Raw genomic sequence first — 13898 nt, forward strand, 5'->3', positions numbered from 1 at the left:
GCAAGGTATCGAAAACTTCCGGCTTAGGGCATTATATCTTAAAGCGTCCCACCAGCTCTGACATCTGTTTTGCCATTTTCGCCAGGTTGGCGCTGTTGGCGGTAATGCGGCTGGAGCTTTCGGCCGTGCTCTGGGCAACGCCAGAGACACTGTCGATATTTACTTCAATCTGCTGGGTAGCAGCGCTTTGCTGCTCGGAGGCGGCGGCGATCTGGTTGGTGCGATCGCGAATCTCACCCACATAGTTAGTGATTTCTTCCAGCGAGTCTGTCGCCTCGCTGGCGCGGGCCACAGAGGCGTCTGCCTGGCTGGTGCCGGCGGTCATCATTTCTACCGCCTCAGCTGAGCCGGTTTGCAGCCGCTCGATCATTTCCTGAATCTCAGTGGTGGAGCTTTGCGTGCGCGAAGCCAGAGTGCGCACTTCATCGGCGACCACGGCAAAGCCGCGGCCCTGCTCGCCGGCACGTGCCGCCTCAATGGCCGCGTTGAGCGCCAGCAGGTTGGTCTGCTCGGCAATACCGCGAATCACATCCAGCACCGTACCAATCGCAACCGTCTCCTGGCGCAGTCGGTCGATCACCTCCGAGGCGGTTTTGATGTCCGCCGACAGGCTCTGAATCTGGCTCATGGTGCTCTGCACAATCTTCTTGCCGCTCATGGCGACTTTATCGGCTTGCAGAGAGTTATCGGCGGTTTCTGCAACCCGCTGGGTGACATCGGCCACCACACTGGCCATTTCTTTAATGGCGGTAACAATCTGCTGAATGTCCGACTGCTGGGAGGTAATAGAGCGCTCGTTTTCCTGCGACAGGTTGGAGAGAATATTCGCACTTTCGTCCACCTCGACGGCGGTTTCTGCCACGCTGGAAATAATGTTCTGCAGGCGCTCGACAAAGCGGTTGAAATTGGCGGACAGCTCGCTGATTTCATCGGTGCCCTCCACGGGCAGGCGGCGGGTCAGATCCCCTTCACCTTCCGAGATATCGCGCAGCGCACGCACCACGTTTTTCACCGGCTTCACCACGCTCGCTTGCACCAGATAGGCGAGCGCCGCAGCGACCAAGCTGATAATGATCACCACCCAAATAGCGTCTTTCACGGCCTCGGCCACCACGGCGTTCAGCTCAGACAAGTCCACGTGAAAAGAAATGGTGCCCACCTGGGACCCGTCTGACTTAATGGCTTCGGTAACGATCAGGGCATTTTCAAGTTCTACGACCCCTTCGGCGTTGGGGCGCGAGGGCAAGCTTGTGGGCATTTTGCCGTCGCCACTGCGGGAGAACCAGGCGAAGGGCTCACCGCCGGCGTAGATGACCGCGCCCAGCACCCGGTCGCTGATCTTCAGCGCCTGGAGTGAGGCAGTCACCGTCATGTCGTCTTCAAAGGTAATTGCACCGATACTCGCCTCGCCGAGTACATCGGCCAAGGTGCGGGTGTCTTTGATAATGGTCTCTTCCACCGTAGCGATACCGGAGCGGACGGTTACAAAGGTTGTAACCACCACCGCCGCAATGCAGGTGAGGGTGACACTTAGCAGAATTTTCCACTTGAGTGATAGATTTTTCACGGCGTCCTCGTCGATTTATTCGCTGTTATAGTGGGCCACTGTTTCCAGTTATAGGTGAGATTCACAGGCGGCGCCACATATCATCCGATTGTCATGGTGGTAGTATAATGCGCCAAGCGGTGTTTTCCGAGCCTCTACCACCTTTGCGCTCTAGCAATTTGCTATATCAAAATGACAATCACGGGTTTTCGCGTCTATCCGTTCCAGTGGTCCGCGCTTTTATATCCGTTTTGTCACAGGCTTTCGGCAGAATCCGGGATTTCTTTATAACTGCCGTTGCTGAGAGGACTGCTGGAGCGCCCAAAGACGGGCATAATGACCTCGAGCCGCCAGCAGCTCAGTGTGGTTGCCACTTTCGACCACCTGTCCTTCGCTGAGCACGGCGATGCAATCGGCATCCACCACCGTGGAGAGACGGTGGGCAATCACCAGCGTCGTGTGGCCCCGAGCCACCTCTTTGAGTGCCTGCAAAATGGCAGATTCCGCCTGGGAGTCCAGCGCCGAGGTCGCCTCGTCGAAAATCAGGATGGGCGAGCGCTTGAGAATCACCCGGGCAATGGCGATGCGCTGCTTCTCTCCGCCGGAGACCTTGAGCCCGCGCTCGCCCACCCGTGTCTGGTCGCCATCGGGTAGGGCGTCGATAAAACCTCGCAAATGCGCCAGGTCAATAGCGCGTTCTATCTCATCTTCTGATGCCCCCGGTCGTCCATAGGCGATATTGTCGCGGACGCTGGCATTGAACAGCACCGTATCCTGGGGCACCACCCCGATCTGACGGCGCAAGCTGTCGAGCGATACCTGAGCGATGTTCTGCCCATCAATGGTTATCCCGCCGCCATCGAGGTCGTAAAAGCGATAGAGCAGGCGAGCAATGGTACTTTTGCCCGCCCCCGAAGCGCCCACCACGGCGAGCTTTTTGCCGGGCTCCAGTGTCAGTGACAAGTCCTTAAGGATCGGGCGGTCGGACCGGTAGCCAAACTGCACAGCGTCAAACACCACCTTGCCACCAGTGAGTTGCAGCTCTTTGGCGCCAGGTGGTGTGATGATTTTGACCGGCCTTTTCAGCAGGGCCAACATACTCTCCAAATCTGTGAGCGCACGGCGAATTTCACGATAGACAAAGCCGAGGAAGTTGAGCGGCATAAACAACTGAATCATATAGGCATTGACCATGGTCAGATCACCGAGCGTCAAGTCGCCGGAGACAACGCCATCGGCCGCCAGAAACATCATGGCCGTCATCGCCAGCGCGATGATCAGAGCCTGACCCGAATTCAGCGCCAACAGCGACAGACGGTTTTTTAATTTGGCCGCTTCCCAGTTTTCCAGATGCCGATCGTAGACCTCGGCCTCGTGCTCATCATTATTAAAATATTTGACGGTTTCATAATTCAGCAGGCTATCCACCGCGCGGGTGTTACTGACCGAGTCCGCCTGGTTCGCCTCGCGCACAAAGCGCGTTCGCCACTGCGTCACCAACACGGTGAAAGCGCCGTAAACAATGACGGCGCCAAGCGTAATGGCGGCATAGAGCGGCGAAAACGCCACCGTAAAAATTACCGCGACTATGCCAATTTCAATGAGCGTTGGCAGAATGTTGAACATCAAAAATCGCATTAAAAAACTGATGGCGTTGGTACCGCGTTCAATATCACGACTGATACCGCCGGTTTGCCGATTCAGATGAAAAGCCAGCTCCAATTTGTGCAAATGTTTGAACACTCTCAGTCCAATACGGCGCATGGCACGCTCGGTCACCCGCGAGAAAATCGCATCGCGCAACTCGCCAAAAAACACGCCGCCAAAGCGCAAGATCCCGTAAAAAATCAGCAAGAAAACCGGCAAAACCAGCACTGTCTGCAAGCTCTTATCCAAGCCATCGACAATGTGCTTGAGCGCCCAGGGCATCAGCAGGGTTGCCCCCTTGGCCGCCAAAAGCGCGAGCACCGCCAAAAGCACACGCCCCTTAAACTCCAGCAAATAGGGCCAGAGGTAAGAAAAGACATCGGTCAGGCTCAGCGGCGGTACCGACTCGTCGCGCTTGGGCGGTGGGTGTTTGCTGACAGATCCGCGCATTAACATCTAACCAAAAAAGTGGAGGGGTAGGTCTGGGCAAAGAAAAGCCCCGCTGTTGAAACGACCGGGCTGATCCGACAGAATCACAAGCGAGGACATACTATAACAATTGAAGGAATCTGCCATGTTTCGATGCATTTTCAGCGTTTTCTCTCTCTATCTGCTGGTCGCGTTTGCCCACGCCGACCCGCTGCCCTACGAATACTTTGGCCACCTGCCCGATACGGCCAGGGTTCGCCTGTCGCCGGACGGCGCAAAAACCGCAGCCTTTGTGCGCCTCGACACCGGCGAGACTCAGGGCTTGGGCGTTCAAGTGAGCGATATCAGTAGCGGCGAAAAAACCATTGTGCTGTTTACTGACAACTCCAAATACTATCTCTCGTCGCTGATGTGGAAAGACGCCCGCACACTGGTGGTGACAACCCACTACCCCGACGAGAGAGACACCTGGGTAGGCATGGGACAGTTGCGCGCCAAAACCCGCGAGTTTCGCGCGCTGTTTGTCGATACCCAAACCGGCGAGGTTACCTCACCGTTTAAACGCGCGTTTTTAAAGCGATTTACCGTGCTGCCGCCCAATCTCGCCAACTTTGTCGACTTGCTCCCCGATGACCCCGACCATGTCCTTATGGCACTGCCCGGCAAACACGGTGGCCCCGCCAACGTGGTGTATAAAGTCAACATCCGCAACCAGGACACCAGCGTCGTGCACAACTCCGAAAACGGCGTCATGAGCTGGTCTACCGACCAGCAACACCGTGTTCGTCTGGGCCATTACTGGGATGACGGCGTTTTCTCGACACTGGTCCGCGATGCGAACGAGGACAAATGGCGTAACCTTTGGCCCTACGAGGTTTATTCAGAAGATGAAGTCACACCGGTAGGCTTTGGCAAAGACCCCAATACCCTCTACCTGCTGGCCTATCACCAAGGGCGCAAAGCACTCTTTAAAGTGAACCTGAAAGATCCGGAGCTTAAGCGCGAGCTGGTGCATAGCCACCCGGTGTACGATGTGAGCGGTTACCTCGTCTATGACAGCAAGGGTGAGGCAATGGGTATCAGTACGGCGGAGCATGGCGGCACTCACTTTTTCGATAAAAAGTACCAAACTCTCGGCCCGGCACTCAGCAACGCCCTGAGCGCCGACCACAACGCGATTTACGACATGACGCCCGATCGTCAGCACTTTTTGGTATACAGTTCGGGGTCAACCGAGTCGGGCACTTATTACTACGGTCAGACCGACCCTATTAAGCTCGATGCCATCGCCTACCGCTACCAAAAGCTGCCCCCTGCGGTGCTCGCTACCACAGAGCCCTATCCGTACAAGGCCAGAGACGGGCTGGGCATCGAGGGCTGGTTAACCTTGCCCCGCGACACCGAGCCGAAAAAGCTGCCCGCCATCGTCTTCCCCCACGGCGGCCCGCAGCACCGTGACACAGGCCAATTTGATTACTGGGCTCAATTTTTTGCCAACCGCGGCTACGCCGTACTGCGCATGAACTTTCGCGGCTCGGAGGGCCTGGGCTTTGACCACCGCCAGGCGGGCCTGGCCGGCTGGGGCAAAGACATGCAAGACGATGTTCAGGACGGTGCCTTGAGTTTGATTGAAAAGGGCATTGCCGACCCGGATAGAGTCTGCATCGCCGGGGCCAGCTACGGCGGTTACGCAGCGCTGATGGGCGTTGTAAAAACACCGGATTTTTATCAGTGCGCCATCAGTTTTGCCGGCGCCAGCGATCTGGTGAAACTGGTGCGCGACCACCGCAACTTTACCTCGGGCCACAATGTGGTCGATAAACAGGTCGGCAAGATCGGCGAGGGACTGGAAGAGGCCTCTCCCATTAACTACGCCAGCGAAATCAAAGTGCCGGTGCTTCTCGTGCATGGCAATATGGATCGGCAAGTGGATGTGGATCACAGCCGCGCGATGCACAAAGCGCTGGAAGACGCCGATAAAAACGTCACTTACATTGAGCTGGACGGTGAAGACCACCACCTGTCGTCTGAGCAGCACCGCTTAGCGACGTTTAAAGCCATCGATGACTTTTTGGCAGAACACCTGCCGACAAAAGCGGACTCTTAAAAAAACAGCACCCGATTCACCACCGCTTGCCTGGCGGGGTGATCGGGTGAAGCTCTCTTTTACGGTGGCTTTTTACAGTAGCTTTCTTTTACGCTGTTTCTTTAATGCCAGCGGGTTTTCTAAAACTTCCACACCAGCTTGGCAAACAGGCGCACATCGTCGTCATCGCCCACCGTCTCATCGTTGCCAATGGGCGCCGCCGCCGTGGCATTGAAGTGCCAGCTCTGACTGTTGTAGCGCGCACCCACACCGGCACCGGCCAGGTCGCGCTCGTTGTCGGCCACCCCTTCCCAGGGATTCTTGTTCACGTCCACCTGGCCGTAGTCCGCCAGGGCGTACACCTGCCAGCGGCTGGTGAGGTTGTAGCGCACCTCAACGTTGGCGATGTAACCTTCATCGCCACTGGCCTCGCCCTGGGCGTAGGCGCGCACACCGTAGGCGCCGCCCAAACTGATTTTCTCGGAAGAGTCCAGGTTCTTATCGGCAAACTGCCCGTGGATTTGCGCGTGCAGGCTCCAGTTACCGCCTAAGTTCTGCAAACGCATGATCGACGGTGCCCAGCGCTCAAAGTCGCCGGCGGTTTGTGCGGTCACCGAGTCGATTATCTGGTCCAGGTAGCTGTGGATGTTCAACTCACCCTTGGTGTAGGCCAGAGACCACTGGGTGACACCGCCCCCCAGGAACTGATCGCGCCAGTCGCCGCCGAGGGTCAGGGTGTAGAGCTCGGAGTCTTTGTCGCTGTTGGAGCCAAAGGCGTCGATTTTGTCTTGGAGGTCTTTGCTGTCGTACTGCAGCTGCGCGCTCAGGTTGTGGTTGCGGGTGCGGATAATGGATTGATCCACAAACACGGTGGTGATTTGCGCGTTACCGGTTGCATCCAGCTCCTCAAAGTTGCCGCCCAGCTCGTAGTCCATGTCCGAGTAGGCCGCACCGATGTTGGTGGCCCAGGGACCCACGGGCATTTGGTACTGGGCGCGGAAGAACACCTGCTCTTCGTCGGAGCCGAGCGCGCGTAGATCAAAACGATCGCCGAGACCCAGCGGGCTGTTCACTTGCACACTGGCGCCCAGGCGGTACTCACCAATGGATTCGTTACCGTGATTGTCGAGCTCCACGGTGCCGTTGACCCAGGGGCCCTGCGCGACATCCACCTTGAGATCGCTGGTGCCCACTTCTTCGCCGGGCACGAGCGTGGTGGTGACCTCAATGCCCGGGATATCCGACAGGCGCAGCAGCGGCGTTTCCAGCTCATCGGCGGTGAGCATCTGGTTGGGGGCGAGGGAGCGGAAGGGGCGCTTGACCACAAAATCCCGGGTGTGGGATTCGTTGGTAAGATCCACCTTGCCCAGGCGACCTTCGAGCACATCAATGATCACGCTGCCGTCGCTGACATCCTGCTGGGGCAGGTAAGCACGGGCCAGGAAGTAGCCGCGCTCGCGATAGTAAGCGGTGATTGTACCGGCGGCTTCTTGCAGCTGAGCCAGGGTCAGTTGCTCACCCTCAAGCTCGGAGACGAGCGCCAGCAGGGTGTCGCTGTCAAAGGCCTGGTTGCCGCTGATGACAAAGCTGTCCACCAAGACACTGGGCCCGCCCTCGGCGGCCTTGGGCGCCGGGGGTTGCTCGGGCAGCTGCACATCCAGGTTGGACTTTTCCACGTCCTGCACCGGCTCGGTTTCCAGCTCGCGGATAAAGGTACCGGCATCGGGTACCACTTGGGCAAATGCCTGGGCGCTCAGCAGAGCCCCGGTCAGGGTGAGCAGAGACAGTGAGCTGGCCGATGCTGCTTTCATGGTGGTTCGTGTTCCTTTGCCTTTGAGTGTGGTGGTCTGTTGTGTCACGCGATCCATGATTACTCGCCTCCCTGCGCCGGGTTGTCGGCCGGTTTGTCCGGGGTGATTTCCGTACGGCGGTTCAGCGCCTGGCCGGCCAGCGTGCTGTTGTCGGCGACCGGGCGCATCCAGTCAAAGCCCTTGGTGCCCATGCGCGCCGGGTCAACGCCCAGCTCAACGAGCAGGTTGTACACCACCATGGCGCGCTTTTGCGCCAGGCGCACGTTCAGTGCCTTGGGCCCGGTGTTGGAGGTGTGGCCTTCAATCAACAAGGTCAGGTCCGGGTAGTGCTTGAGCTTCTCGACAAAGCGCTCGAGCATGCCGATGTACTCCTCACCAATCACCGCACTGTTGTTGGGGAAGAGCACCGCGCGGGGCATGAGCAGGCCGATGTCGGCCAGCTCGGCCGCGCTCAGGCGGGTGCCGCCTTGCAGCACACTCAGCTCGATCTCATCCAGCGCGCCGTCGAGCAGGTCGCGGCCCTCGTAGATGTTGGCGCGGTTGTCGCGGCCTAAGGATTCACGGGCCGGGAACTGGGTACTGGTGAGTCCGTCGCCATAGCCGTTGCCGGGGTTGGAGCTGAGCAGGTTCAACACGCCGTCGTTGTAGGTGACGGTGTAGTTGTTGCTCGCAAGGGTAGCGATGGGCGTCAGGGTGTATTCACCGGGGATGGGCAGGGTCAGATCGCTGGTGACCACCAGTGAGTCGCCAAACACATCGGCCTCGGTGTCGCCGTTGGTGAGTCCGTCCAAAGTGGCGGTGAACTCGTCCGGCAGCAGGTCCCAGTAGGTTTCCAGGTCATCGGCGGTGACGGTCAGCGCCGCCGGGGTGATTTGCAGGGCGCCGGCCTGTACCGAGAGGGCGTAGTTGTCCGAGAGCACGTCGCCGGTCACCGTTGGGGTGATGGTATAGAGGCCCACATTGCTGCCGTCTTCACGGGCGAGGCTGACTTCCATGGTGTCGTCAAAGGCGAGGGTGCCGCCCTGGGTGTAGGTGAGCGCGGGATCGTTCTGGCCGTAGATTTTCACCAGATCGTCGGCGCTGATCACTATCGGCCGCGGACTGATGCTGAGCACGCCGTTGTTGAGGGTGACGGTGTAGTTGGCCGTGGCCAGATCACCGGCGAGCTCGCCCATAATGGCGTAGTCACCCACATTTTCACCCGCCTCGCGGCTGAGGTTGCCCTCCAGGGTTTCGCCGGGGGCCAGCGAGCCCTCGGTCACGGCCCAGGTCAGGGCCGGGTCGTCTTCGCCGTAGATTTTTGCCAGATCCGCCACGTTCACGGTCACTTCGCGCGGGGTGATGGTAAGCACGCCGTTGTCGATGCTCAGGCTGTAATTGTCGCTCGCCAGATCACCGCTGACATCGGCGGTAATGGCGTAGTCGCCCACGTTCTCACCCGCCGCGCGGCTCAGGCTCACGGCCAGCTGATCGCCATTGGCGGGCGAACCGGTCATGGTGTAGGTCAGCTCCGGGTCCTGCTCGCCATAGAGTTTGGCCAGATCGGCCACGCTGATGGTAATGGCCCTTGGGGTGATGGTGAACACACCCTCGTTGAGGGTGACGTTGTAGTTACCACTGGCGAGATCCCCGGTAATGTTGCCGTGGATGTCGTAGGTGCCAACGTTTTCACCCGGATCGCGGAAGAGGTTGCCGGTTAAAGTATCGCCCGCACCCAAAGTTCCGGAGGTCACCCGCCAGCTGAAGTTGGGGTCGGCCGCGCCGTAGACTTTGCTGGCGTCGTTGATGGTGACGGTCACGCTCACCACGGCCTGATCGATGGTCAAGATACCGTCGGTGACGAGGATGTCGTAGCCGGTCTGGTTCGACCAGAGCTCACTGGGGGTAATGGCGTAGGTGCCCGCATCAATCGCGCCTTGCGAGTCGCCGGTGTATTCCAAGTCGGCGCTGTTGATCGCATCCGAGCCGTAGGGCGTGCCGTTCTCACCAAACACCGAGACAAACTCGGCGTAGCTGGTGCCGTAGCGCACGCCTGCACCGGTGGTGCCGTTAATGTCGTGCAGACCGTCGTAGGCGACACCATCGTAGATTTTGTAATCGTCATAGGCGATCACATCGATTTCGGCGAGGAAAGAGCGTAATAACGGAGCGCTATTGCCTTCGTAGATACGCCAGGTAGCGCCGGTGCCGCCCTCGGCATCAATATCGGCGCCCCAGGCGGCAAAGCTGGCCAAGTCTGTAAATTCAGCGGTGCTGAGGCCGGTGGCGCCGCTAGCGTCGCCAATGCCTACACCCACAGCTTCAACATCGGTATTCCAGAAACTATCCGTAATCGTGCTGGTAGAGTTCGAACCAACTAAGCCGCCACTATTAGCGCCACCTGTAATTGTCCCCGAAGCATAGCTTTGCGAAATACTTGAACCATTTACTATTTCACCAACTAAACCGCCAACCCCATCGCTACCGGAGACATCCCCTAAGGCATAACTATTACTAACGCTTGTAGCAGCAATTTGGCCTGCATTGCCTATTAGCCCCCCAGCAAAAAGGCCCGAGATAGTTACATCAGTATCGCTGTAACTTCCGCTAATATTATCTCCTCTGGACAGGCCGACCAACCCACCCGCAACTTGGTTGGCATTGATTTGGCCAGTGCTAAAACTACCCGTAATTGTCCCCATAACAGAGTCGCCAACCAATGCGCCAACCCCGTCATTCGCTGTAATATCAACTTGGGTAAGACCAACTTGTGTCAGTGTTGCATCTTCAATTCTGCCAAATAGTCCGACGCCATCTTGATCGAGGCGATTAATAGTCAAACCATCAATAACAAAGCCGTTACCATCCAAACTGCCGACGAATGAACCACCATCAATCCCCACGGGCGCAAAACCACGACCACCCCATACATCGGAATAGTTGCCTCCATTGCCTGCCGTAACACTATCGGCGGTGGCGGAAGCATCGATATCCGCCATCAGGGTGTAGCTACCGCTTAAATTAGCGGCCATACCTTGAAGGTCGTAGAGGTTATGGATTTCACCACCACTGGAAAGGTGGGCACGCAGCATAGGACGCGAGCTGCCCTCGGCGATAAACCAGTCGTTGGTAAAATCAAAACCTGTATAGGACGCTTGATTGTAGGCAGTCGGCGGCCCGGCCCAATTGCCATTTACCGCGCTGGTGCCAGCATTTGAACCTGATCCCACTGCATCACTTTCACCGGAGGTATAGATATCCCAGTAGCTATTCGTAATAGTCTCGTAATTGTAACCCGCAATACCCCCAACACCCGTTGTTCCGGTCACCGAACCGGTCGCGTAGCTGGCGGTAATACTGTCATCATTGTACCCAACCAAGCCACCAACACCGGTTTCACCGACTACCGAACCGGTCGCGTAGCTACTGGTAATACCACCACCATTGAATCCCACCAAGCCGCCAATGCCTGTTGTGCCGGCTACCGAAGCGATCGCGTAGCTGCTAGTAATATTGTTATTGCTGATGCCTACCAGGCCGCCAATATATTCTGTTCCGGCTACAGACCCCATAAAGTAGCTACTACTAGTATCGCTAGTGTTACTGCTAATACCAACTAGACCACCAGTAACACGAAAACCTGACACCGTACCCACCGCATAGCTGCGGTTGATACTGCCTTCGCTATAACCCGCTAAGCTGCCTACATATTCACTGCCGACAATAGAACTTGACTCTAGAACAACACCCGTGAGGTTGGCCAAGCTATCAAGGACTCCAAACAAACCCACGTAAATCTGATCGGGCCGCGAAATGGTTAGGCCATCAATAACAAAGCCCTGGCCATCCAACTCACCGGTAAACTCTGCAGTACCATTACCAACAGGCGCAAAACCGCGCCCGCCCCAGACATCGGCATTATCGGTCGATGCCGTGGCTGAGGCGTCGATATCGTTGACCAAGGTGTAGCTGCCACTTAAGTTGGCAGCCATACCTTGCAGTTGGTAGAGGTTGGAAATATTACCGCCGTCTAAGAAGGCGCGCAGCATCGGCCGAGAGCTGCCCTCGGCGATAAACCAGGTGTTGGTAAAATCAAACCCGGTGTAGGTTGCTTCATTGTAAGCATTGGGAGCGCCAGCCCAGTTGCCGTTTACTTCGGTGGCATTAAAAACTGATCCGCCGCCGTCGGTTCCAAAGCCAGTCGCACCCGCGGTGGTGGTAAAGCCATCCCAGTAGCTGGTGTTGACCGTCCCACTGTTTAGTCCGACCAAACCACCAGAATCTGCTCCATTGACAACACCCGTGGCGTAGCTCTGGGTAATATCGCCATAGTTTTCGCCCACTAGGCCACCCACGTATTGCCCGCCGGAAACCGCAGCCGTGCTGTAAGTCTGATCGACATCGCCAAAATTGAAACCGGCCAAGCCGCCAAAACTAAACCCAATTCCCGTTAGGCTACCAGTGGCATAGCTTTGTGTTATCTCACCAAAGTTGTACCCTACCAGTGGCGCAACAAAGCTCTGCCCCTCAATATCAACATTGGTAACACCAACACGCTCAATGACAGCTGTGTTAGAGGTATAACCAAACAAGCCGATATAATTTTCACCGGAACGACTGATCGTAAGGCCATCAACGGTATGGCCCGCGCCATCAAATGTACCCGTGTAATTGAGGGTATCATCACCTATGGGATTAAAGCCCTCACCGCTGTTCCAGCTGGCCGTGCCGGATGCGTCAATGTCGTTGACCAAAACGGCATCAGCGTCCGGGGTGGTATCCAAACCCTGCAAACCAAAAACGTCAGTAATTTGCAGCGCCGCACCGCCGACACTACCGCCTGTGGCACGAGTAAAAGTGCCACCGTTGATGACGAAGTCATCGGCCATAAAGGTGGGCAGGGTGGCGGCGATTTGCGAGAAGTTGCCCGCTTCCAGCGTAAAGGAGGCAACGTTGATATGCCCTTCGGCGCCGGTGGTGATGTTATTGGCAGCGTTCAGGGTTAAGCCGCCACTGGGCGCATGCAGGTAATCGTTAAAGGCGATGCCACCGTCGGCATTTAAAGTCAGGCTGTTGCTGCTGGCCCAAATAATCGGGTCAACGATAGTGATGTCGCCATTACCTGCACCGGCATCGGCGGTTTCCAGAATGACATTGCCGCCTGCCAGGGAATTTTGCAGCGCTTGGGTGTGAACATGGCTGACGCCGTCGTTGCCGCCCATCTCGTTGTAGCTGATTTCCAGGTTGGTCGGGTCGAGCAGCCAAGTGCCGGCGTCGCCATTGGCGCTTGAGGTATCGAGCGTAGCGTTGGCCGCAACTTTCACAATGCTACCGGAGGTTTCAATAAAGCCGCCGTTGCCGTCTTCTGGCGCTGATGCGTCCAGCGTGCCACTGACACGCACTGTGCCGCCGGTGCTGTCGGTCATGCCGCCCAGTAAGAGAATTTTGCCGTCTTGTTCTTGCAGGGTTTGCGCTTCAATCACGCCGGTGTTATTGACCACCGTTTGCAGCAGCGCATCGCTGGCGTGGGCGGTCATCAGGACCTGGCCGCCGTCGGCTTTGATCAGGCCGTGGTTTTCTGCCAAGGCGTTTAAGGCCGCCTCATCTACCTGCACATTGAGCAGACCATCGCCGGCAAAATCCAGAGTGATCTGGTTGCCAGCGGCGAGAGCGATATTGCCGAGCTTGGCCTGAATAATCCCGTGGTTGCTCACGCGCCCACCCAGAAGCGCGACCGCACCCGTGTCGGCAGCGGTGATGCTGCCGAGGTTGGTCACCGCCGCGGGCTTGCCATCGCCGGTGAAGGTAAAGCTGCTTGCATCGTAATCGGCGTGTGACAAGTCCAGTGTGGAGGCCACCAGCGAGCCGACATTCACCTTGGCGTTTTTGCCGAACAATACGCCGTTGGCATCGAGCACAAACACCCGGCCGTTGGCGTTGAGCTGGCCGTTAATCTGGGTGCCATCGGCGCTGAACACGCGGTTCAGTGCAATCGAGTCGCTGTTCGGCTGTAGGAAGTTGACGATCTCGCTGGCATCGATATCAAAGTTGTCCCACACCACAGTAATGTTTTGAGTGTGCTGGTTGATATCGGTGGTATTGCCGCGATGATGAATATGGGCGTTGCCGTCAATAACCACTCCGCCGTCGGGCCCGGCCAGGGCCGTACCGCTGGCGGCGGCGATGGCCAGTGCCAGCGCCAGTGGGCGTGCCACACATCCAGTGGCAGGGCGGGGTTGGCCGGTAGCTGAATTCCAAATCGGCGGGTAGGAGCGGTTCATGGTCTTCCTCTTAAAGTGTGTCGGTACGTCAAAGGTTATAGGGCATTGACGTACTGCCGTGATACGGGTCACAAAGTGTGCATTGTAGCCATACTGGGGTCAATCCGGCACCCCCTAGG

The 13898-nt window shown here is 57.4% G+C and carries 5 protein-coding genes; 1 reads left to right on the forward strand and 4 read right to left on the reverse strand.

Annotated features, from left to right (window positions below; all coding sequences use genetic code 11):
• Positions 1 to 31: 31 nt before the first annotated feature.
• Both QWI16_RS05560 and QWI16_RS05565 read right to left on the reverse strand, forming a co-directional pair.
• The gene (locus tag QWI16_RS05560) at positions 32 to 1567 is read right to left on the reverse strand and encodes a methyl-accepting chemotaxis protein (RefSeq protein ID WP_302711770.1); all 1536 of its coding nucleotides are present in this window, start codon (positions 1565 to 1567) and stop codon (positions 32 to 34) included.
• A 264-nt stretch (positions 1568 to 1831) separates the two neighbouring features.
• The gene (locus QWI16_RS05565; RefSeq protein WP_368045280.1) at positions 1832 to 3643 is read right to left on the reverse strand and encodes an ABCB family ABC transporter ATP-binding protein/permease; all 1812 of its coding nucleotides are present in this window, start codon (positions 3641 to 3643) and stop codon (positions 1832 to 1834) included.
• 124 nt (positions 3644 to 3767) lie between these two features.
• Here QWI16_RS05565 and QWI16_RS05570 point away from each other — a divergent pair, with 124 nt between their 5' ends.
• A complete protein-coding gene (locus QWI16_RS05570; protein ID WP_302711772.1) occupies positions 3768 to 5729 on the forward strand; it encodes an alpha/beta hydrolase family protein in 1962 nt (653 codons plus the stop codon).
• Between the two features lie 119 nt (positions 5730 to 5848).
• Here QWI16_RS05570 and QWI16_RS05575 read toward each other — a convergent pair whose 3' ends face one another.
• Entirely contained in the window at positions 5849 to 7576 is a 1728-nt protein-coding gene (locus tag QWI16_RS05575; protein ID WP_302711773.1) for a ShlB/FhaC/HecB family hemolysin secretion/activation protein, read from the reverse strand.
• Positions 7577 to 7578: 2 nt separating this feature from the next.
• Positions 7579 to 13779, reverse strand: coding sequence for an MBG domain-containing protein (locus QWI16_RS05580; RefSeq protein WP_302711775.1), 6201 nt, complete (start codon positions 13777 to 13779; stop codon positions 7579 to 7581).
• Positions 13780 to 13898: the final 119 nt, after the last annotated feature.

Source organism: Gilvimarinus algae (assembly GCF_030518215.1).
GTDB lineage: Bacteria > Pseudomonadota > Gammaproteobacteria > Pseudomonadales > Cellvibrionaceae > Gilvimarinus > Gilvimarinus algae.